Genomic DNA, 21,935 nt, shown 5'->3' with positions numbered 1-21,935 from the left:
CGGTTAGCTATAACCGTATATTTACAGTTGCCAAACTGATGCTAACCATGCGATCGCCAAAATAAGCTGTTATTAATCAGTAACTTTACCACTTTTTATAATTAACAATTTTTTTTTTAAGTAGATTTAACATCCTCTTGAAAAACATCAAATATATTCTTATGTAAATCTTCTATTGCTATTCTTCAAATAAAAAAACATAATTGTTCTATAAAATTTTATCAGAAAAATAAAAAATAGACTGAGTTTGAATAAAGCCTTTTAAGCTCATCCGATAGATTTGCCATAACAAGTTGATCGAGGAAAGAATAGGTTTTCTAAAATTTTGGGATCTTTATGAACTCTATAATTCAACTAATTGAAGAGAAGAAGCAAGATTTTTCTCAAGTTCCCTTATTTAAATTTATGCGAGATCAAAGCATAAATCATAAAAAAAGATTGGCTTGGGCACCATATGCCGCTCCTTTCATAATGAACTTTGGAGAATTAAACAAATACGTTTTTCGACAAGAACCAACCACAGATCCAATACAGGAATTGCAAGCTAGCTTGAAAAAGGAAGTAGGGAGTGGAGAGTAGGGAGTAGGAAAGAGGGTTTTTCACGATCGGTGATGAACTTTTTTTTTATCGGCGACTAGAGTTTTTGCTATTGTAGAAGAGGTGTCTTTACACGGACATTTTACGACTTCATCAGCAAACAGATCGCTAGCAAGCGATTTTTGGTAGCTGAAAATTGGTGAAACGGGGAATCGTTGTGCAAACTTTTGACTTTACGACTCTTACCGCTGTTTGTAGCGATATCCGCGCTAACTGGCTACCATCTCGTATAGAGCAAGTTTATCAGCGCAATAGCTACACCATTGCGATCGCACTCCGCACGATAAAACAACGGAGTTGGCTGGAAATTTCTTGGCATGCTCAAGCCGCCCGCCTCCACATTGGAGATCCACCACCAAGAATCCCAGATACTTTTACCTTCAGCCAACAACTAGTGCATCAGTTAGGTGGATTGGCACTAGTTTCTATAGAGATAATAGATCCTTGGGAACGTGCAGTTGATTTACAGTTTGCCCGCCGTCCGGGCGAAAGTGCTTTGTATCACGTGTATGTTGAAATCATGGGTAAGTACAGTAATGTCATTCTTACCGATGCAAATAACACAATCATTACTGTTGCCCACCAAGTTAATCAACAACAATCCAGTGTCCGCCCCATTCTTACAGGACAGCCATATGAAAAACCACCCCGACTCACTGCTACCGTACCCAGTTTGACAGAATCTCAGGAACGCTGGCAAGAACGAGTCAGTTTAATACCAGGAGCCATAAAAAAGCAGCTACTCAAAAACTACCGTGGCGTTTCTCCGTCGCTCATACAGTCAATGTTACAGGTATCCGGTATAGATCCAGACACTACGACAGATAGCCTGAACTCTGAGGATTGGCAGCGACTGTTTCATTACTGGTGCCAATGGTTACAAAGATTGGAGAGCGAGAAGTATGAACCTGTTTGGACAACAGGAGGATACAATGTCTTGGGTTGGGGTGCGGTGAAGCCAGAGGAAGATATTCAAGACCTACTCAATCGCTATTACAGTGACCAGTTTAATTTACAGACATTTTCTCAACTGCGGCATCAGTTGAATCAAAAACTCAACAATATTTTAGAAAAATTGCGAGTCAAGGCGGCTACCTTTGAGCAACGCTTACAGCAATCCGAGCAAGCAGATGAGTACAGGCAAAAAGCTGATTTGTTAATGGCGCATCTGCATGAATGGCAGGTGGGAATGAAGGAGATTACCCTACCTGACTTTGAAACTGGCAAACCTATAAAGATTGCCTTAGAACCAGATAAAAATGCGGTGCAAAATGCTCAAAATCTTTACAAACAGCACCAAAAACTCAAACGCGCCCGTACTGCTGTGGAACCGCTCTTGATGGAAGTTAAGACAGAAATTGAGTATTTGGAGCAAGTAGAAGCAGCTATTTCTCAAATAGACAGTTACCAAACACCAGAAGATTTACAAGCTTTAGAGGAAATTCGTGAGGAACTGATTCAGCAACAATATTTAGAAGACTCAGGGTATCGCCGTCGCAGTTCTACAGAATCGGCTAATATTAACTTTCACCGTTTCCGCACTCCTAGCGGTTTTGAAGTTTTAATTGGTCGCAACAACCGTCAAAATGACCAGTTAACCTTTCGTATTGCGAATGATTACGATTTATGGTTTCACGCACAAGAAATTCCGGGAAGTCACCTGCTTTTGCGTTTGGAAGCGGGTGCAGTTCCAGATGACAGTGATTTACAATACGTTGCCAACCTAGCAGCATACTACAGTCGCAGTCGTCAAAGCGACCAAGTTCCAATAGTTTATACTCAACCAAAGTACGTGTATAAGCCCAAGGGAGCAAAACCTGGAATTGCTATCTACAAGCAGGAACGTGTTATTTGGGGACAACCGCAGTCAGTGAACAGTGACCAGTGAACAGCGATCGGTGACCAATGCCCAATGAAATTTGATTTATCTTTACATTGAGATGCTTTAATTCTTCTTTAAGATAGAGGCTATTTTTTTATAAATGTGTTTTCTTTTGATAAATTTCCTTCAAAAATCTGTGTTGGCTGTTACAATGTTGTGATGATAAAGTTTCCCGGTGCGCTTTGAGAAAGCATAATTTGGGTTTAACTCAGACAAGACAACACAAGAGATTTTTATAGACCAGCTGTGGTAGGCTGGTCTTTTTATGCCGATTAAAAACTAAAGGTTGTTCTAAGAGCACCAATCAGAACATCATCGTTATTACTGTTATGGTCTGGTGCTGTCAACCAAATAACTCCTGGAGTAATGGCTATATTTTCGGTGACCTGATACTGATAGAACGCTTCTATGTGATAGGAAGTGTCTCTATCTCTGGAGATTTCGTTGATGCTGGAACCTGTGACTTTTGGTTCCATACCAAATACGATACCAGCTAAGCTGCCTTTCTTGCCAAGATCGGGAAATCCTAAAGTCACCGCCCAAGTCCAAATATCTAAATCTCCTCGGTCAATTCTTCCTCCCTGAGTGGATAAGTTACGAGCATTTGTATATCCAACCCAACCGCCTATGACGAATTTCTCGCTTAAGCCGATGGATGCTTGGAAACCGTATGAATTACTGGAAAAGGGTACGTTTAACTCGTCTGATTCTCCATCTAAGTCAAAGTCGAAGTTGGAATTGAAGAACGATCTTGGATTTGCGCGGGTACTCCCTGCATTTAATTCTTGATTGTAAGCATTAATGTAGGTGAACCCGAAGCTAAGGCGATCGCTTGGTTTAATAGTCAGTTGTGCTAGAGCGCCGTAAGGACCATTAAACACACCATTCCCAAGGGATGGATTGTTTGGAGAGCTTCCCAAATATCCTAAAGAAACAGATACAGCATCCCCAAACTGCTGAGTGATGCCCAAACCTGCGCCTTCAACCTGGTAATAAATTGCGTTGCGTGTACCAAAGGTTGATAAAGCACCTAGAGAACCATCTCCATCAAAAATGTTTATTGTGTCGGTTAAGTCATCAGCTGCACCTGCGTTTGCAATTGCAATAACTTCTGTGCTTTTAGTCAGGGGGAATTGGTACCACAAAGCATCCAGCAAGACATCGCTGTTACCGTCTTCACCTGCAAAAAATAAGCTGCCTTCTGGTGTTCCAAGTTCGGGGTTGACAATGTTATTGGCTTGAAGTCTGGTAAACAAAGTATCGTTTCCGGTGAAGCTAGTCACAAACTCCACACGTACCCGCGCCCCAAAGGTTGTGTTGTTATCCTCAACATCTACATCATTGACTGTATTGCCTCCAAAGACATCAGTGATGGCTGCAACAACTTCCCCTTGCAATTTAGTGGTGGTGGAAAATTGATTGGCTTCCAACTCAGCAGCTTTTGCTTCGAGTGCATCCACACGTCCCCGAAGAGTCGCCAGTTCAGCTGCAAATTCCTCTTGCAGTTTTTGTAATGTGGCTAAATCTTGTTTATTGACTAACTCAGCAGTCGCAGTGGCGATGAGTTCGTTAACGCGATCGAGACAAGCATTTAAACCAGCCGCAAATTCATATCTCGTTAGCGCCCGATTACCTCTATATGTCCCATTTGGATATCCTGCAATACAACCGTATCTTTCTATCAAAGATTGCAGAGCTTGGAATGCCCAGTCTGTAGGCTGTACGTCTGATAGCTGAGAAACTGAAGTCACCTGTGCCATTAATTTGTCTTTAGGGTGTTTCTCAGTTTCGTTAATGTTCCCATTGTCCGGTGTTTCCCCTGCAACTACAGACGCATTCATGACTAGCATCATGGTCAAAACCACTGGGCTAGCTAGCAAGGATTTCCATAATTTTGTCATCTTTTCCTCACACACATTTTTAGTTACAACCCACACCAAGCTTGAAACATTGACACAGTTGTGAATTTTGAGTAGGGCAATGCCCACCAAAGGTTTGTGATGGGCTTTAGCCCTACCTACGTATATTTCAAAAATCAGATAAGATTCTTTCAAAAAGTCTCTTAAATAATTTATTACAAATTCTGTTTTCTTTTATTGCTATCATCATATTTAGTCTCTTTTTCGATAATGAATATTATTATACTTGAACATAAGGATTTTTATTGTCAAGAGATAAGAGAAATCTTGTAAATAGCTCTCTGTGAAGGAGGAAAATAGTGCATTTAGCTCTGAATAGTCGGAAAAAAAGCTTTTTTAGCACGATCGCTTTCTTGATAGTATCTTTAAGTACTGGATGTAATGGCTCCAGTACAGAGCAAGTAACCAATTCCGAGCAATCACCACAAGCACAGGAAGCTGCATCGGCTCCGTCACCACAATCAAACAAAATCACAGTCGTGTCAACTTTTTTACCGATGTATTGGTTTACCAAGGCAGTCGCAGGGGATGCAGCAGATGTCAAGATATTAGTGCCACCTGGCACAGAAGTACATGACTACCAGGCAACACCAGAGAATGTCAAGGAAATTGCTACGGCTAATGTATTGGTAAAAAATGGCTTGGGTCTAGAGGGATTTCTAGAGGGCACAATTAAGAATGCTCAAAACTCTAAGCTCCTTCAAGTTGATGCAGCCAAGGGAATTCAAACTTTAGATGAAATTTCACCTATCGTGAAAACTCATAGCGCCCACGAGGAACACAACCACGAACACTCAGAAGGAAACCCTCATGTTTGGTTAGATCCGGTTTTGGCAAAACAGCAAGTTGAAAATATTCGAGATGGTCTCATTGCTGCTGACTCTGCTAATAAAGCAACTTATGAGGCAAATGCAGCAGCATATATCAAGCAATTAGATAGTTTAAATAGTGAATTTCAGCAAACTTTACAAAAGACTCCTAATTGTACCTTTGTCACTTTTCATGACGCTTACCCGTACTTAGCGAAACGCTACAATCTCAAACAGGTTGCCGTTGTGGAAATTCCAGAAGACCAACTGTCACCAACAGACGTGCAAAATGCAGTGAAAGCAGTCAAGCAGTATAAAGTGAAAGCGTTGTTTGGCGAACCTGGATCGGATAACAAATTGTTAACGAGTCTTTCTAAAGATTTGAATTTGACTTTGCGTCCTTTGGATTCATTGGAAACGGGTGAAACAGAACCGCAGTACTATTTCAGAGCAATGCGAGCTAATTTAGAAACTTTAAAGTCTGCCTGTCAGTAGATGTTACAAAAGGTGAGTTATAAATTATGCGTGCTACAAAAAATATTTCATCATAATTTCATAATTTATAACTCATAATGAAAATCTATGATTGTTCCCGGTTAATGATAATGACTAATGAATAATAATTTTCCTATTTTAAAGGTAGAGGGATTGACGGTTTACCAGGGTAGCTATCTGGCTGTTCGAGATGTTTCTTTGGAAATACACCAGGGAACGAATACAGCTATAGTGGGTCCCAATGGTGCTGGTAAAAGTACGCTAGTGCAAGGTATTTTAGATTTAATTCCCAGAAGTGCAGGTAGTATTGAAATATTTGGTCGTCCAATAACCCGTTTGGGAAATTTGCGCCACCAGTTGGCTTATATGCCGCAAAATTTTATTTTTGACCGCAGCTTTCCTATTTCTGTGGGTGAACTCGTAGAGTTGGGATGGGTTTCTAGTTCTTCGTCCAATCTCTTCAATATGGGTGGTTTAGGTCGCCGAAATCAGGAAAAACTTGCAGCAGTCGCGGAAGCTTTGCACCGAACTGATGCTTACCACTTGCGTCATCAAGCCATTGGAACTCTGAGCGGAGGTCAATTTAAACGGGTATTGTTGGCATATTGTTTGGTTGTACCCCGCAAACTATTGGTTCTTGATGAGGCTTTTGCTGGAGTGGATGTGCAGGGTGCAGCAGATTTTTATACGTTGCTTAATGAATTGAAACAAGAAGAAGGTTGGACGGTGTTGCAAGTCTCCCATGATATTGACATGGTAAGTCATTACTGCGATCGCGTGATTTGTCTGAACCAAACCATTGTTTGCACTGGAGTTCCAGAAGTCGCTCTTTCACCACAAAACCTTTTAGCAACTTACGGTCCCGGTTTTAGCCGCTACCGACACAACCATGATTGAATTATGAATTATGAATTATGAATGATGAATTGAGGTTTTTATACCTACATATAACCTACTATGTAGGTAATTGAAGAGAAAAGCACATATCTTAAAGACTTACAAATGACACTTGACCAATGACACTTGACCAATGACAAATAACAAATGACCAATTTAAACGACTTAGTTGCTTTACTACAGTTCCCCTTCATGCAACGTGCGATCGCAGGAGCTGTGTTGATGGGAATACTAGGCGGTTTACTTGGTAGTTTTGTCACCTTGCGCCAATTATCCTTCTTTAGCCATGCGGTAGGTCATGCTGCTTTAGTGGGCGTAGCGTTAGGTGTACTGCTACACTTAAATCCTACCTGGATGTTACTCCCCTTTACTTTACTTTTTGGGTTGGTTGTTCTCTACTTCATAGATCAAACAGATTTAGCTAGCGATAGTGTCCTCAGTATTGTCCTGTCCGGTGCGTTAGCCCTTGGAGTGCTTTTGACTAGCCTAATTAAAGGGTATCGTGGCAACTTGATGAGCGTACTGTTTGGTGATATTTTAGCGATTGACACGACAGACTTAGTTTTGACGCTACTTGTCCTTGTGGGAGGTAGTGCATTTCTCTTATTAACCTTACAGCAGCAAATTCTGTTAACTCTTAATCCTGCTGTGGCAAAGGTTCAAGGGGTTCCAGTACAATTGTATCGTTACTGTTTTGTGGTACTGCTATCACTGGCTGTTGCTGTGGCAATTAAAGCGGTTGGAGTTTTACTCGTGAACGCTTTCTTAGTTATTCCTGCCTCAACAGCTAAATTAATGAGTCACCACTTTAGGTGGTTTATCATTTTGTCCGTGATTGTTGGTTCCACCAGTAGCTTTGCAGGCATTATTGTATCCGGACTGTTCAACTTTGCTTCCGGACCCAGTATTGTGCTCGTGCAGTTTGTGTTGTTCTTAGCGGTTTTTAGCTTGGTTCAGTTCCGGAAAAAATCTCCCGCATAATTTTTTCCAAAAGTACTTGCCAAATCATTTGGACTTCGCTACACTTAATAATCGTGGAAATAAACAAAAACACAAAGCAAATTAGCCGGGATAGCTCAGTTGGTAGAGCAGAGGACTGAAAATCCTCGTGTCACCAGTTCAAATCTGGTTCCTGGCATTTTCATACAAGTCATGAAAGGCAACGGTTTCAAGGATTTTCGCTTTCTCAAACTTGAAAAACAGAGGACAAATGTTCTACTGTTCATGCCAATTATTGGACTGTTTTGGATACCTTCAGATACAAAAGTGGTGTAAAAATGGTGTAAATGGTGTAGAGTGGAGGAGAAATACACCATTAATACATATGTACTAAATGTCTTCTAGGGGACGAGGATATAAAGGATCTGTATCAATCATTAACTCTAATGGTCGATTACAGTTGAGATTTCACTATGGTGGTAAGCGCCATTACTTTTCTACAGGATGGCTTGATACTCCTGCGAGTCGGAAACTGGCAGAACTTAAAGCAGCGGAGATTGAGAAAGATATCTTATATGAGCGCTTGGACGAAACTTTAGCGAAGTACAAACCTGCATCATCTCTAAGTACGGTTACACCAGTTACACCAATTCAGAAACCAAAACCAGAGTTGGATGACTTGTGGGAAAAATATAGCGATTTCAAAAAGCCTCAAGTCAGCCCTAGTACTTTCGCTAAAGACTTTACTAAACATCGAAACCACATTGCTAAGTTCCCTACGCGATCGCTAGATGAGGCATCTGCTATTCGAGATCATCTGTTATCGAATCTAACTCCAGATGCTGCAAAGCGCTGCTTAACCCAACTCAAAGCTTGCTGCAATTGGGCAATGGACGAACGATTAATCGATAACAACCCTTTTGCTGCAATGAAAATCAAGTTACCAAAGGGTGTGGCTGAGGAACAGGATGTTAATCCTTTCACTAAGGAAGAAAGAGATTTAATTATTCGCACTTTTGCTAGCGATCGCTACTATAGTCATTACACCCACTATGTGCGCTTCCTTTTCTTTACTGGGTGTAGACCATCGGAAGCAGTTGCCTTGAAATGGAAGCACATTATTAATAGCGTGATTCAGTTTCGGGAATCTGTTGTTGTTTCTGAAGATGGGTTAGTCCTCAAAGAGGGACTGAAAACCCAAAGAAAACGCGATTTTCCGATTAATGCAGAGGTAAAAGCAATTTTAGATGAAATTAGAGATGAGGGAGATAATCCTGAAGCTCTAGTGTTTAAAAGTCCGAAAGGAAAATTTATCGACCATCACAACTTCGCTAACCGTGCGTGGAAGTCAATCTTAACTCAGTGTAACGTCCCTTATCGTAAAAGCTACCAGACACGGCATACCTTTATTAGTTTATGTGTGGAAGCACATGTTAATAGCACTGCTATTGGCAGATGGACTGGAACCTCAGCCAAAATGATTGACAACCACTACGGCGCTACTAACTTTACCAACCTTAGACCACCTGAGCTTTCCTAAAATAGTAAGGCGATATGTCTGTCGAAATTGATTTAATTCGAGCCTAGCATCGTCATTTGGTAATTCATTTAACCCATCAATCAGGAGTAGAAACTGTTTTGCGATTAGTAAATTTTTAATCTCCTCAATTGACAAAACTAAACCATAAAGCAACACTATTGAAATGCAAGGGAAAAAAGCCCGTATCAAAGCGGCTTTAATCCCTCAAATATAATAGATAAGATTTACATTCCGGTACGCAGGCAAGATAGTTATGTTACAAACGTTTAGAGCAACCCTAAGGGGAGACTCGTTGGAGTGGGGGGAGGAAGTGCAGCGCTTGTTTAGAGACGATCGTCCGGTACAAGTGTTGGTTACAATTCTGGAAGAAGAGCCAACGCAAGAGAAGAATGGGCGCGGTCAACGTATGGCAGCAGTGTTGGAGAAGCTAGCACAAGCACAAGCTTTTGCAGGAATCGACCCGGTAGCTTGGCAGCGAGATGTGCGACAAGATCGAGAGCTTCCAGGTCGGAATGAGTAATGCTGTTGGATAGCAATATTATCATTTATGCTGCTCAACCTGAGAATGGCAGGCTGCGTGAGTTTGTTGCAGAACATGAGCCTAAAGTTTCAGCTTTGAGCTACGTAGAAACATTAGGTTATCATCGCCTGACCGAAATAGAACAACAGTTTCTTGAAGAATTTTTCTCGGTATCGCTAGTTATCCCTATTTCTCAAACCGTACTGGAGCAGGCAGTCGCATTGCGACAAACACGACGCATGAGCTTAGGGGATGCCATTATTGCGGGAACTGCACTATCGCATAATCTAAAGCTGGTTACGCGTAACATTAAAGATTTTCAATGGATTGAGGGCTTACAGTTGTTGAATCCTTTTGAAGTATAAACACTACTCCCGAACTACCAAAAGATTACTTAAACACGTAAGTAGGGCTATTCACTACCAGCAGCATAATCCTCTATAGCTGTTTTGACGGCGGCTGCTAAAACACGTTTTCGCTCGTCTTTTGTGAGAGAATGTTGTTCTTTATGAATTATTTCTAGTGCTACTTCTGCAATTTTTAAGCAGTCGCTTATACTCAGATTTGGTAAAAATTGCAAAATTTCTTGAGTTTCCATAGGTTTCAAAGTCAAATTTTCATTATAAAAAAATTTTGATTTGTAACAATCGTTGTTAAATTTATAAAAATATCCGACAATAATTATAACTCAATTTTTACAAAAAAGGAAACAGGAAACTACTAACAGGGAATCCCCTGTTAATACCAATTTTCTATGAAGCCGCACATTATTTTTACCCCTCCTAACCTCCCCTTATAAAGGGGAGGGACTTAAATATTTTTTACCCCACCCTAACCCTCCCCTTATAAAGGGAGGGAACTGGATTTCTCTTGTTTCCCCCCTTTACAAGGGGGGATTAAGGGGGGTAATTATTGGAATTTCAATCCAAAACTCAGTTCCCAATCCTACTTGAGAGTTGCATTTAAAAACTCCATGGTGTTTATCCACAATAATTTGGTAACTAATTGACAACCCTAAACCAGTTCCTTTACCGATTGGCTTAGTTGTGAAAAATGGGTCAAAGACTCGTTGGAGCAAATTTTGGGGTATTCCCGAACCATTGTCAGAAATGCGAATCACAATACTGGGAATATAACCGTCTATTTGACCTACAGATGTTGCGATCGCAATTCTACCCTTTGGCGCATCTGCTACAGACGCCCTATGTTGATCCAAAGCATCAATAGCATTGCTGACAACATTCATAAACACCTGATTAAGTTGTCCTGCATAGCACTCAACCAAAGGTAAATCGCCATACTCTTTAATAATGTCAATCCCAGGGCTGTCAGGTCTGGGCTTTATCCGATAGTGTAAAATCAGCAGCGTACTGTCAATACCCTCGTGAATATCCACAGCTTTCATTTCAGCTTGGTCAAGTCTGGAGAAATTTCTTAACGAGAGAACAATTTGACGGATGCGATCGGTTCCTATCCTAATAGAAGCAAGTATCTTGGGCAAGTCCTCTAAAATAAAATCAAACTCCAGATCTTCTGCTTGCGCGATAATTTCAGGGTTGGGATTGGGATAATGTCGCTGGTAAAGTTCCAACATTGCCAGCAAATCTTGAGTATATTCATTCACATGGGTAATGTTGCCATAAATGAAATTGACTGGATTGTTAATCTCGTGAGCAACACCTGCAACCAACTGACCCAGTGATGACATTTTCTCAGTTTGAATTAGTTGAGTCTGCGCTTGCTGTAGTTCGTGCAGTGCATTAGTCAACTGTGCTGCTTGCTGTTGAGTTTGAACCAGTAAACTAGATTGCTCAATCGCTACCGAAAGTTGAGCAGCAACCTGAGTGGCAAACTGGATTTCCCAAGGTTGCCAGCACCGGGGTTGGGCACACTGGTTAATACACAACAATCCCCAAAGCTCATCACCTTTCATCACTGGAACAATTAAGGCTGCCTTAATCTGAAATTGCTCCAACATTGCCACATAACATTTATGCAACCCAGCCTTGTGAATATCAGCCACTGATTGCAGTTGTCCCTGGCGGTATCGCTCTGCGTAAACTTTATGAAAACAATGGTCTTGGATTTTAATTCCCAATGCCGAAGAAAAACCAGGTACCACGTCTTCAACTATATATTCCCCCTCCTCTGCTTTGGAAGTAGGATCGAATCGATACATCCCCACTCTATCGGCATTCAGAAATCGTCGAATCTCTCTTGTTGTTGTGCTAAAAATTGTATTTAGGTCAAGAGACTCCCGCATCTTAGTGACAACTTCAAACAACAGATGTTGTTGCGTAGCTGCTTGTTGCAAGTCAAGTGCTTGCTGTCGTGTTTGAGTGAGCAATTCAGCTTGTTGAAGTGCTACCCCAAGTTGGGCAGCAACTTGACTCATAAATTGAATTTCAGTCGCTTCCCATTGGCGGGGTTGAGAGTGTTGATATGTTGCTAGCAAACCCCAAAGGTGAGAACCAACAAAAATGGGAGCAAGAATATAAGCTTTGATAGAAAACTGTTCTAGTATATCAATGTGGCAGCGGTCGAAACCTGCTTGATAAATATCGTCTACAGCAGAAGTTTCATTGTTGTGATACCTCCCTCCCTGAGTTTCTTGTAAATAGGTATCGTTCCAAACTGTATTGATGCCCAGTTGAGATACATTAGACCAGTCTTGATTAAATGCCTCAAAATTGCCGACAAATTCGCCACCCCAATCGGAATTAAAACGGTAAACAGCAACCCGATCTGTTTGTAGAAGTTGACAGACTTCCTTTGTTGTGGTGTTGAAAATGGTATCAAGGTCAAGAGATTCGCGGATCTTGGTGACAACACTAAACAAAGCTTGTTGTTGTTCGGTTGCTTGTTGTAATTTGGCTGTACGCTCTTTAACTTGATTTTCTAAGTTGGCATTCAGAGCATTCACTTGTTGGTAAATCTCACGCTGCTGAATTGCCAAGGTAAACTGCTTTCCTAATGCTTGGGCTAATTCAATTTCTTCTACAGTCCATTCACGAGGTTGTGCTTTTTTGTATTCGCGCCAAACTTCAAATGATAACCGAGGATACAATTGCCGATCGTCGGGATCGAACCGTCCAGCCCAGAGAGTTTCTGTATCAATTTCATCTCGAAAGATACTTAAATAACCCATTAATTGCTGACGGTACTGGAGTGGTAGCATCAAGATACTGCGAATCTTGGTGGATCGGAAAGCGACTTGTAGATTTCGCAACAGTGGTGTTTTGTAGATATCTGGAATAGCCCATATGTCACAGTCTCCTTGTTTATTATAGTGTTCCTGCCAAACGCTATATTGCTCCATCAATTGATATCTGGCAATTTCCGGGATATTAGGTTGTTGCCCAAAAGTATATATCTTGATAAAAGGCTGCCCTAATTCCAAGCATTCTGCCAAACTTCTCACTGTATTGTTCTTAACATCAAAGGCTTGATTCCTGATGCAAAGCCTGCCACCAGCTCCTCCAAATGCCCTCACTGCTTCTTCTAAAGCTGGTTGCAATTCAACAGAGGGCATTGAGTGTAATAAGATGGCAACACGGTTAACAATGGCTTCACGTTGTGATTTTTCATGCGCTTGAGTAAGTACGTTACTTTGGGCGATCGCAACAGATAATTGATCGACAACTCTCTGTACTGCTTCAACATCATCTTCACCAAACAATCGTGAATTTGCATCATGAGACACCAACAGTCCCCAAAGTTGGTCTTGATGGAAAATGGGAGTGACTAAAGAGGACGTAATACCCATTGCAGTCAAGTATTCCAAATGGCATGGATCGATAGGTCTGTAGCGTATATTTTCCGATCCACTCTCGACCGTTTCCAAATTACGTAACGGGCTGTGACCTATTTGCCGACTTTCAACATGAGCTACAGAACGCACCCGCGCCTTCATAAAAAGTTCTCGGGTATGGAGAGGAATATCATCCGCAGGAAAATTCAGCCCCAGCAACGACGGGAGACGATATTGATCGATCGCTTCAGCAATCACTTGACCGCTACTATCGGGATGAAATTTGTAAATCAGTACCCGGTCAATGCCCAGCAAAGAACGTACTTCGGCAACTGTTGTTGTCAAAATCTCTTCTAAAGAAAGTGTTCGCCGAATATTGTTAACAATCCGGCGTAACAAATTTTCTTGTTCTAAACGAATCTGCAGATCGTGTTTGGCACTAGGGGACATTGCGTTTAGCCAAATAAATTCTGAAATAAGTTGGCATTAAAGGCTTGCACCTGTTGGTAAATTTCATATTGTTGAATGAAGAGGGCAAATTGCTTTCCTATGGCTTGGGCTAATTCAATTTCTTCAACAGTCCATTCACAAGCTTGCGCCTTTTTAGATTCTCGCCACACTTCAAAGGACAACCTGGGATACAATTGCCGTTGATCGGGGTCAAACTGACCAGCCCATAGAGTTTCGGTATCAATTTCGTTGCGGAAAACACTTAAATAACCGAGCAACTGCTGACGATATTGCAGTGGTATCATCATAATGCTGCGAATTTTAGTGGCTTGGAAAGCAATTTGCAGATTTCGCAATTCGGGTGTTTGATATATGTCTGTAATTCCCCAAACATCACAGTTACCAGATTTGTAACGTTCTTGCCAGACACTGTATTGCTCCATATATTGATATTTTGCCACCTCTGGCATCACGGGTTGCCAACCACAGGTATAAAGCTCAATGGATGGGTTTTCCGCATTCAGACAGTCTGCCAAACTTTTCACTGTGTCATTTTGCAAGCTAAAGGCTTGATGTCTGATGCACAACCGACCACCAGTTCCAGAAAACGCCTCAACAGTTTCTTTTAACGCTGACTGGAATTCAATACGGGGCATTGAATGCAGTAGGGCTGTGATGCGATCGAGTACTGCTTCTCTTTGCGCTCTTGCTTGGGCTTTGGTTAGAATATCGCTTTGTGCGATCGCAACGGATAACTGATCGACCACCATCTGCACTGCATCAATTTCCGACTCAGGTACCAAACGCGGTTCTGAGTGATGGGAAGCTAACAGTCCCCAAAGTTCTTCTTGATGAAAAATTGGCATGATCAGAGAAGACTTCACCCCCATTGCCGTTAAATACTCGACATGGCAAGGATCGACAGGGCGGTATGTGATGTCTCCTGATGTCGCTTCTCCCGTTACTAAATTACGCAAAGGGCTTTGACCTATCTGTCGCGTGTCAACATTCACAACAGAACGCGATCGTGCTTTCATAAACATTTTCCGAGCATGAAGCGGAATGTCATCAGCTGGAAAATTTAATCCCAGTAGCGATGGTAAACGATTGTTATCTATAGATTCTGCAATCACTTGACCGCTACCATCACCATGGAATTTATAGAGCATAACTCGATCTGTTCTCAGTAAAGAACGGATTTCCTCTGCTGTTGCTCTCAGAATATCGTTTAGATCTAAAGTTTGATGAATGCTGTTTATAATGCGTCGTAGCAAATTTTCTTGTTCTAAACGCAATTGTAAATCTTGTTCAATGCTGAGAGTCATAGCTTTTTCTCAAATAAGGTTGGATGAAATAAAGAGAAATAAATTTCAAAGGATAATTATTTATCTAATAATATTGTGAATTTTGATTGTGCTGTTTGTCTTCAGTAAAAATACTGGCAAAATTTGGCAAAATAATTTTATAGTTTTCTATACTTTAAGTAGAATCCAGAAGGAGAGTTGGCATTGCCTACCCCAGTTTTAGACATATTTAAGCCATACTAATTATCTTGATTAAAGAAAAGCATTACTTTGCCTCTAAATCTCACTTTTTAACTTTTTAAGGGTGAATTTGAGAATTTTCTTTTTTTTTAGTTTACAGTATATATACTAGCCTAACATATCTAAAAGATATCTCTGAAAAAGAATGTAGAAACGCGCTATTTAAAGCGTATTTACAAGGGTTATATGTCATGCATATGTAATTTTTGGAGTCTAATTGACCCAGGCTTTAATGTTAGTTTTACCTCACCCCAACACTCCCCTGATAAACTTGAGTGTGTTTCTTAGAAAGGGATAAGGAATCAATGGTTATAATTTCCGGAATCTGCTTTTAATGATGTGGTTTTTAAGATAGCGAGCCAAATCTAAGAAAAAAATTATGATAATCAGTAACCTTAAAACTTTAGCTGTAGTAGGTAGTGCAATCGCAGTTTATAGCGGCAGCTATTCATTTGCTCATGCGACTGAAACAAAAACGGTTAAGCAACTACAAACAAATATATCAGAAGTTTCTGTGTTGAATAAAAATCAGCAAAAAAGTTCCGCTCAACCAACAGTTGGCACAATTAAAGAACTAGTCACTGGTGATTTAATGTGCTATGTCACATTGTTAGATGAAAAAAATCTTGAGCGTCGAGTTGGGGCTAGCTTTGAGATTTGTGCAAAGGAAAAAACTTTCTTAAATAAAAAGGTTCGTTTAACTTATGGAAATGCTCGAATAAATGACTGCCAAAGTATAGAACCTTGTGGAAAAACGAGAATAGAAACCATCGTGACAAAGATGGAGATTGTTGGTTCAAGTCAAGCTAAGAATTCAGCTAATACACGTACCATCACTAATGGTCAATGGACAGTTACAATTGGTAATATCAATTCTTGGTCAGGAGTGAACGGGACAGGAAACTTAACTTATCGTGGCTGTGACTCTCAAGGCAAATGTATCAACTTGACTGGTGGAAAAATGACTTGTCGCCAGGGAATATGTACTATGACTTGGAATAATAAAGATTATAAATATAATATACAGCAAGCTATGGGTAATCCGGATCGCCCCTCATCTGCCTCATCAACTATCTTAACAGTCCGTCAAGGTTCTAAAGTTATTCTCACAGCTAGGGGTTTTAAAACAGTCGGTTCGTAGTCAATACTATTCCCCCAACCTACGTAATTTCGTATTTTTATGCAAAACCTACGCAGTATGTAGTGGACACTGGCTCATCTGATGACGGGAGATCTAATACTAAAATTTAGAAACCTGCTTTCTCTATGAAATCAGGAAATCAGGTTTCTAAAGCAGAATGTTTTATATGATAATCAAGCCGCAAAACGAATTTTGAGATAATCTTCTTCCATTTTTGCTCCTGCAGGTTGGAGTGCAGCCAAAGATTGGGGTAACACTAAATTGCGACGATGATTACCAATTGTAATGTTGAGTTCATCACCAGATTTATTCAATTGAATTTGATTCTTAGGAATACCGGGTAAATACAATTCCAAACTGTACTGATTGTTTTCTTGGACAACTTTAATGGTGGTTTCTTGATAATACACTTGAGTAGGATCTTCGTCCGTGTAAAGCGTATTTTTTAGACGTTCCAAAGCATCTAAACCACACATCTCCTCAGAGAAAAGAGGAACTTCCTTGACAGGGAGTGGATGGAAATTGTCATGAATTTCCTGACGGTACTGTTTTTGATTATCTTTCCAACGTTGGAAAAAGGGATCTTGCACTTCTTCCGGAATGATGCGGTTGGCGACAACTAAGTCAGTAGCAACATTGTACAAGCTGAGATAAGCATGAGCGCGAAGAGACTCTTTAATCACCATCTTTTCCGGATTGGTGACAAGACGTACTGACGTTTGAGTGTTATCAGTTAAAACTTTTTCCAGCGCTTCAATTTGTTGATAAAACTCGTAAGGTGCGTCCATCACCTCTTTATCCGGTAATGAGAAACCAGCAATGGGTTTAAAAATTGGTTCAACCAGAGGTCGAAGTGCGACTGAAATATTTTGAAACGGTTTGTAAAAGCGACGCATATACCAGCCACTCACTTCTGGTAAGCTTAACAAGCGCAATGCAGTGCCAGTGGGAGCGGAGTCAATAATCAAGACGTCAAACTCACCTTCATCATAATGACGCTTCATCCTCACCAAACCAAAAATCTCATCCATCCCTGGTAAAACAGCTAATTCTTCTGCCTGTACACCATCTAGACCCCGTGCTTGCAGGACTTGGGTGATGTAGCGTTTCACAGAACCCCAATTTGCCTCCAACTCCAGTAGCGCATCCAGTTCTGCACCCCACAAATTAGGACGGATTTGTTTTGGTGCGTGTCCCAGTTCTAGGTCAAAACTGTCTGCTAGTGAGTGTGCGGGATCTGTACTCAAAACTAATGTGCGATAACCTAGTTCTGCACAACGGAGTCCAGTGGCGGCGGCTACTGAGGTTTTTCCCACTCCTCCTTTACCTGTCATTAAAATTACGCGCATTGATAGTTTTGTCCTAGCTGAGAAATGTTTACACTTATTTACATTATGCTCCTTAACAGTGACCGATGACCAGTGACCGGTAACCATTCATCGGTCACTGGTCACTGGCAAAATGTTGCTTTAACACATCAAGACGGGAACAGTTCCAATAATCAATGTGGGAAGCAATCAAACCTTGAGAATTGAGACGCAACTCACTCCAGCCAGAAATAGCAATCCGAGGTTTCCAGGGAAGGGGAGTGTTCCAGCTAAGTGTCCACTCCGTTTTGATAGTGTCTCCTACAGGGTAAATGGCGTGCAAGTCCATTTTTATGTTTAAAAACCAAGTCTCCATGAATTTAATCATTTGTTTGTATCGCTCAATACCGTGAAATTTATTGAGGGGGTCTTGAAAATAAACGTCCTGAGCGTAAATGTCGTATGTTTGATTCACAGGAAATCTTTGATAGTCCTGTTGAAGAATTTGAATAATTTCCATTTGGTTAATGGTTAGTTGTTAGTGGTTAGTTGTTAGTTGTTAGTGGTTAGTTGTTAGTCGTTAGTGGTCAGGTGGTCACTGTATCTCGTTCCACAGTCTCTCTAACTGATACCGCCACACGCCGAGAACTTCCTCTCGCGCTTGGGCGGTTTGGTCGATCTCTCCCATCAGTCCCTCGGCGTAAAAACGGTCGAGGTTTTGCATGGTGGCTTCTAAAGATTGTCCTTGCTGTTTTGCGGCTTGGATAATTTGTCTTATGCGCCTTTCTATCAGTCGATTGAAGACGTTGTCCAAACCATTTTGATGTAAAGAAATGAGTCGGGCGATCGCATCCCGAAGATCTTCCGCAATTAAGCTACTAGAATTGTGCTGAAAGACTCCCCAAACGACACCTTGCTGTAAGGCATAGCGGACTTCTTGGGTATCATCGAAATTTGCTTCCAAAAATTGTTCTAAAAAAGGTTGGGCTTCTGACGCGGGCATAATAGGTAATAATACTCGCAACCAACTTTCATCGTCTGAAAGCATCACAAGGAGTCGAAAAGTTGCTGTTTCGACTTGCCAGGAACCGGGTGCAATAGCGCCGACAGTTTCAGTACCAAATAATTCCGTGAGTGTATCCGCGATTTCTGAAGGTATCATATTTGTTTTTTTATCTTCAGTTCTTAGAGTAGCGCTTTCAGGTGGTATTGCGACCGGGGGTAGAGAAGCCATCGTGTTTGTAGTGTAATTAATCAGACTTGTATTAGAGGTTGTTTGAAAAGAGGTTAGTTGTAATTTTCATCACATTATTACCCCCCTTAATCCCCCCTTATAAAGGGGGGAAACTGGAAATTAGTTCCCTCCCCTTTACAAGGGGAGGGCTAGGGAGGGGTAAAAAATATTTGATACACCAATTGTGACTTTTCAAACATCCTCTAAAGACGTTTGGCAGGTTTGAAGGTTAAGCTGTCAAAATCATTATCATTTGAAAACATTGGGCCAGTTGATATACGAACAACCCTTTTTCCTGCCCTTATAAATTCTTGATACATTGGTTCTGTCTTCACTTCAGTAATCATTTTTGCTGACTTAATTTCGGCAAGGTAGTCCCTAAGCTCTTGTAATTCCTCATCAGGGATACCAGCTTGCTCAGCTTCTGCAATCAACTTCTCAATTTTTTCTGCTGATATTCTGCTCATACTATACTTTTGGTTATGCACTATAGGGCAAATGTAGATATTGTAATGTTTTTGACCATGAATCGTATTGGCGTAGTCGTCACCGTCAAGCTAGCAAAGCAGATTCACGGTGACTTTGAGTATTTAATTTGGCGATCGCTCTACTATTAGGTTGAGAGTACTTTGCAAATTAACATTAATTTTGAGATTGAAGCTTTCCTTTGTTAGAATTATTTTGAGTTTCCTGTTGAACTATCTTCACAGAAGATGGCTGTACTTTATTAAGGTACTCTAAGGTTTGAAAACCCAATCCAATAAGTTGGGCTATAGTGCTAATGATAGTAAACACTACTACAAGCAAATCTAGCCACGAAACTTTACGTTTGGAACCTTTATTTTGAGACTCTTGTGTGTCTTGCATATTATTGTCTTGATGAAAATTTTCTGTTTTAAGTAGAGTATGACGGTTTGCTCTACTTGCTTGTACACTTTTATTAAAGTCCAGAGGTGACGGAGATTCAGCTAAGCCACTTGCCTGACTTTACCTAGGCATTGATTGAGTAATGTCGGACAAAAGCTGTATACGTAAAATCTTGTCTATTATTGAAAGAAAGTAGCAGTCTGAGAAAAAAAGTATTTTGGGAATAATGCATTTACCAAGCTAAAGGACGTTGACTTGCAATTGTCCTAAATCTTGTAGTTGAGGCATCCTGCTCGCCCAAATTACGCAAATTAAATGGAACAACTTAACTTCAAAAGCTGTCAGTGAGAAATATATTTTGTATTTGCTGTAGTGTGATTCATTCAACTGACTACCTTAATTTTTGATAAGTAGCACTCAAAGCCCTTGTCCGAGACAAATTTAGAGCTTTTGTATACCTAGCAAGACTCAACCCGGATTCCTAATTATGTCCCGTTCGCTTAAAATCGATCCAAAGTTCAACGCAAAAGTCAAATCGGCTCTCAAGCGTTCTAGCTTTCCCAGCCAAAATGCTTTAGCGACAGAGTTAGGGCTGAGCCGCTCTACTGTTAACAACTTTATGACTGGTAAGCCCGTTGATTATCTTAATTTTGTGGAGATTTGTCAAAAGTTGGGGTTAGATTGGAAATCAATCTCGACCTTTGAGGATTTTGCCAGTGAAAGCGGTAACCTCCAACGAGATTGGGGAAATGCACCGGATATCTCTATTTTTTATGGTAGAACTGAAGAACTGGCTAGGTTAGAACAATGGATTGTCAAGGAGAAATGCCGAATTGTTGCGCTTTCAGGTATGGGTGGAATTGGCAAAACCTCCTTAGCTGTAAAGTTGGCAAGGAAAATTCAGGATAAGTTTGAGTATGTGATTTGGCGATCGCTACACCATACCCCATCAATTCTAGAACTTCTAGCAGAGTTGATCGAATTCTTATCTAACGGTCAGCAAACAAACTTACCCGAAACTGTAAACAGCAGAATAACATATTTAATTAAGTATTTGGAGCAGCATCGCTGTTTGCTGGTATTGGATGATTGGGAAAATATTTTAGTCAGTAGCGATACAGCCGGACAATACAGACAGGGATACGAAGATTATCGGAATCTATTAAAACGGGTTGGAGAAGAGCAGCATCAAAGTTGCTTATTGATTACGAGTTTAGATTCATCCCTAGAAATCTCATTAATGGCAGGAAAAACACAACCCGTGAGATCGATGCAGTTAGGTAGTTTGGGAGAAGCAGCCAAGGAAATATTTAGGGAAAAAGGACTGCTCGAAGAATCCAGATGGCAAACGCTTATTGAATTTTATGGTGGTAATGCATTGTGCTTAAATCTCGTTTCCACAAGGATTAGAGACGTATTTGATGGGAAAATTTCTGAATTTCTCGACTCTACATTAGTATTTCGCGAAATTCGTAATTTATTAGACGCTCATTTTGAGAGATTGTCAGATTTAGAGAAGAGTATTATGTATATATTAGCACGTCAATGTCAACCAGTTGCACTGAGAAATTTACGAAAGGAGTTAACAGTGTCAGGAGTTACAGATGCTGTGGACTCCTTGTTGCGGCGATCGCTGATAGAAAAAATTCCAGTACAAGATGAAACCTGTTTCACTCTCCAATCTGTGGTTATGGCGTATACTACTAAGTTGCCACAAGCGCAATTAGTGAACTAACGCTCTTCCACCACTTTCGCGAAAAAATTGAAATCCCATTTCTATGTTATGTTAGTCCGCGCAGGCGGACTTTTTTTAGATAGGTGCGACTTCCAGTCGCCTCAATTATTCTCTTTTGAGAGTAATAAAAGAGCATTAAAAACTTGGTTATCCCATGATTAGGTCTGTAGAGAAAAGACTTTAAAAGTGCTGAGTACATTACTTCATGTAAACCTAGTGGAGTTAGAAAAAATATGTTACAAATGCAAGCCAATTCTTACTTTAGATAGAAGCGAAAATCAAAGCAATACTAAGTTATGATAATCAAT

General features: G+C 40.7%; 19 protein-coding genes and 1 tRNA gene. 11 read left to right on the top strand and 9 right to left on the bottom strand.

What is annotated here, in order from left to right:
• Positions 1-336 precede the first annotated feature (336 nt).
• Complete coding sequence (locus F7734_RS26575) at positions 337-579, top strand: hypothetical protein (RefSeq protein ID WP_243147099.1); 243 nt, start codon at positions 337-339, stop codon at positions 577-579.
• A 175-nt stretch (positions 580-754) separates the two neighbouring features.
• The gene (locus F7734_RS26570; RefSeq protein ID WP_166482166.1) at positions 755-2,485 is read left to right on the top strand and encodes an NFACT family protein; all 1,731 of its coding nucleotides are present in this window, start codon (positions 755-757) and stop codon (positions 2,483-2,485) included.
• Positions 2,486-2,751: 266 nt separating this feature from the next.
• On the opposite strand, the gene F7734_RS26565 is transcribed toward F7734_RS26570, so the two are convergent.
• Complete coding sequence (locus F7734_RS26565) at positions 2,752-4,380, bottom strand: iron uptake porin (protein WP_155747636.1); 1,629 nt, start codon at positions 4,378-4,380, stop codon at positions 2,752-2,754.
• Positions 4,381-4,709: 329 nt separating this feature from the next.
• Between F7734_RS26565 and F7734_RS26560 the strand changes: the two genes are divergently transcribed.
• The 7 genes from F7734_RS26560 (at position 4,710) to F7734_RS26530 (ending at position 9,963) form a co-directional block, all read left to right on the top strand.
• Entirely contained in the window at positions 4,710-5,702 is a 993-nt protein-coding gene (locus F7734_RS26560) for a metal ABC transporter substrate-binding protein (RefSeq protein ID WP_155747635.1), read from the top strand.
• Positions 5,703-5,819: 117 nt separating this feature from the next.
• Complete coding sequence (locus tag F7734_RS26555) at positions 5,820-6,599, top strand: metal ABC transporter ATP-binding protein (RefSeq protein ID WP_155747621.1); 780 nt, start codon at positions 5,820-5,822, stop codon at positions 6,597-6,599.
• Positions 6,600-6,746: 147 nt separating this feature from the next.
• A complete protein-coding gene (locus F7734_RS26550; protein WP_155747620.1) occupies positions 6,747-7,580 on the top strand; it encodes a metal ABC transporter permease in 834 nt (277 codons plus the stop codon).
• Between the two features lie 84 nt (positions 7,581-7,664).
• A tRNA-Phe gene (locus tag F7734_RS26545) sits at positions 7,665-7,737 on the top strand.
• Between the two features lie 195 nt (positions 7,738-7,932).
• Positions 7,933-9,078 (top strand): site-specific integrase, encoded by a 1,146-nt coding sequence (locus tag F7734_RS26540; RefSeq protein ID WP_155747619.1) that lies wholly within the window; start codon positions 7,933-7,935, stop codon positions 9,076-9,078.
• Between the two features lie 253 nt (positions 9,079-9,331).
• The gene (locus F7734_RS26535) at positions 9,332-9,598 is read left to right on the top strand and encodes a hypothetical protein (protein ID WP_155747618.1); all 267 of its coding nucleotides are present in this window, start codon (positions 9,332-9,334) and stop codon (positions 9,596-9,598) included.
• Positions 9,598-9,963, top strand: a complete 366-nt coding sequence (locus F7734_RS26530; RefSeq protein ID WP_155747617.1) for a type II toxin-antitoxin system VapC family toxin — start codon at positions 9,598-9,600, stop codon at positions 9,961-9,963. The genes F7734_RS26535 and F7734_RS26530 overlap by 1 nt, the downstream gene beginning before the upstream one ends.
• A 47-nt stretch (positions 9,964-10,010) precedes the next feature.
• Here F7734_RS26530 and F7734_RS26525 read toward each other — a convergent pair whose 3' ends face one another.
• The 3 genes from F7734_RS26525 to F7734_RS26515 form a co-directional block, all read right to left on the bottom strand.
• The gene (locus tag F7734_RS26525) at positions 10,011-10,196 is read right to left on the bottom strand and encodes a hypothetical protein (protein WP_155747616.1); all 186 of its coding nucleotides are present in this window, start codon (positions 10,194-10,196) and stop codon (positions 10,011-10,013) included.
• 285 nt (positions 10,197-10,481) lie between these two features.
• The gene (locus F7734_RS26520; protein ID WP_155747615.1) at positions 10,482-13,799 is read right to left on the bottom strand and encodes a GAF domain-containing protein; all 3,318 of its coding nucleotides are present in this window, start codon (positions 13,797-13,799) and stop codon (positions 10,482-10,484) included.
• 5 nt (positions 13,800-13,804) lie between these two features.
• Positions 13,805-15,124 carry a GAF domain-containing protein gene (locus F7734_RS26515; protein ID WP_155747614.1) on the bottom strand — a complete coding sequence of 440 codons (1,320 nt, stop codon included), beginning with the start codon at positions 15,122-15,124 and terminating at the stop codon, positions 13,805-13,807.
• 598 nt (positions 15,125-15,722) lie between these two features.
• On the opposite strand from F7734_RS26515, the gene F7734_RS26510 reads away from it, so the two are divergent.
• Entirely contained in the window at positions 15,723-16,484 is a 762-nt protein-coding gene (locus F7734_RS26510; protein ID WP_155747613.1) for a hypothetical protein, read from the top strand.
• A 173-nt stretch (positions 16,485-16,657) separates the two neighbouring features.
• On the opposite strand, the gene F7734_RS26505 is transcribed toward F7734_RS26510, so the two are convergent.
• The 5 genes from F7734_RS26505 to F7734_RS26485 form a co-directional block, all read right to left on the bottom strand.
• Positions 16,658-17,833, bottom strand: coding sequence for a TRC40/GET3/ArsA family transport-energizing ATPase (locus F7734_RS26505; protein ID WP_155747612.1), 1,176 nt, complete (start codon positions 17,831-17,833; stop codon positions 16,658-16,660).
• A 94-nt stretch (positions 17,834-17,927) separates the two neighbouring features.
• On the bottom strand, positions 17,928-18,311 hold the full coding sequence (locus F7734_RS26500; protein WP_155747611.1) for a DUF2358 domain-containing protein: 384 nt from the start codon (positions 18,309-18,311) through the stop codon (positions 17,928-17,930).
• Between the two features lie 75 nt (positions 18,312-18,386).
• Complete coding sequence (locus tag F7734_RS26495; RefSeq protein WP_155747634.1) at positions 18,387-18,953, bottom strand: leucine zipper domain-containing protein; 567 nt, start codon at positions 18,951-18,953, stop codon at positions 18,387-18,389.
• A 275-nt stretch (positions 18,954-19,228) separates the two neighbouring features.
• On the bottom strand, positions 19,229-19,492 hold the full coding sequence (locus F7734_RS26490) for a hypothetical protein (protein ID WP_155747610.1): 264 nt from the start codon (positions 19,490-19,492) through the stop codon (positions 19,229-19,231).
• A 175-nt stretch (positions 19,493-19,667) separates the two neighbouring features.
• Positions 19,668-19,892 carry a hypothetical protein gene (locus F7734_RS26485; RefSeq protein ID WP_155747609.1) on the bottom strand — a complete coding sequence of 75 codons (225 nt, stop codon included), beginning with the start codon at positions 19,890-19,892 and terminating at the stop codon, positions 19,668-19,670.
• Between the two features lie 487 nt (positions 19,893-20,379).
• Between F7734_RS26485 and F7734_RS26480 the strand changes: the two genes are divergently transcribed.
• The gene (locus tag F7734_RS26480; protein WP_155747608.1) at positions 20,380-21,627 is read left to right on the top strand and encodes an NB-ARC domain-containing protein; all 1,248 of its coding nucleotides are present in this window, start codon (positions 20,380-20,382) and stop codon (positions 21,625-21,627) included.
• The last annotated feature ends 308 nt before the right edge of the window (positions 21,628-21,935 follow it).

It is taken from the genome of Scytonema sp. UIC 10036, from assembly GCF_009725235.1.
Note: the sequence above shows the minus strand (reverse complement) of the source record. Positions and strands in the feature narration are given on the sequence as shown.

Coding starts and splice junctions, on each gene's coding strand:
- F7734_RS26490 (WP_155747610.1), bottom strand. CDS start 19,492: ATGAGCAGAATATCAGCAGAAAAAATTGAGAAGTTGATTGCAGAAGCT.
- F7734_RS26520 (WP_155747615.1), bottom strand. CDS start 13,799: ATGTCCCCTAGTGCCAAACACGATCTGCAGATTCGTTTAGAACAAGAA.
- F7734_RS26530 (WP_155747617.1), top strand. CDS start 9,598: ATGCTGTTGGATAGCAATATTATCATTTATGCTGCTCAACCTGAGAAT.
- F7734_RS26555 (WP_155747621.1), top strand. CDS start 5,820: ATGAATAATAATTTTCCTATTTTAAAGGTAGAGGGATTGACGGTTTAC.
- F7734_RS26525 (WP_155747616.1), bottom strand. CDS start 10,196: ATGGAAACTCAAGAAATTTTGCAATTTTTACCAAATCTGAGTATAAGC.
- F7734_RS26480 (WP_155747608.1), top strand. CDS start 20,380: ATGTCCCGTTCGCTTAAAATCGATCCAAAGTTCAACGCAAAAGTCAAA.
- F7734_RS26540 (WP_155747619.1), top strand. CDS start 7,933: ATGTCTTCTAGGGGACGAGGATATAAAGGATCTGTATCAATCATTAAC.
- F7734_RS26495 (WP_155747634.1), bottom strand. CDS start 18,953: ATGATACCTTCAGAAATCGCGGATACACTCACGGAATTATTTGGTACT.
- F7734_RS26575 (WP_243147099.1), top strand. CDS start 337: ATGAACTCTATAATTCAACTAATTGAAGAGAAGAAGCAAGATTTTTCT.
- F7734_RS26505 (WP_155747612.1), bottom strand. CDS start 17,833: ATGCGCGTAATTTTAATGACAGGTAAAGGAGGAGTGGGAAAAACCTCA.
- F7734_RS26515 (WP_155747614.1), bottom strand. CDS start 15,124: ATGACTCTCAGCATTGAACAAGATTTACAATTGCGTTTAGAACAAGAA.
- F7734_RS26510 (WP_155747613.1), top strand. CDS start 15,723: ATGATAATCAGTAACCTTAAAACTTTAGCTGTAGTAGGTAGTGCAATC.
- F7734_RS26485 (WP_155747609.1), bottom strand. CDS start 19,892: ATGCAAGACACACAAGAGTCTCAAAATAAAGGTTCCAAACGTAAAGTT.
- F7734_RS26535 (WP_155747618.1), top strand. CDS start 9,332: ATGTTACAAACGTTTAGAGCAACCCTAAGGGGAGACTCGTTGGAGTGG.
- F7734_RS26500 (WP_155747611.1), bottom strand. CDS start 18,311: ATGGAAATTATTCAAATTCTTCAACAGGACTATCAAAGATTTCCTGTG.
- F7734_RS26550 (WP_155747620.1), top strand. CDS start 6,747: ATGACCAATTTAAACGACTTAGTTGCTTTACTACAGTTCCCCTTCATG.
- F7734_RS26565 (WP_155747636.1), bottom strand. CDS start 4,380: ATGACAAAATTATGGAAATCCTTGCTAGCTAGCCCAGTGGTTTTGACC.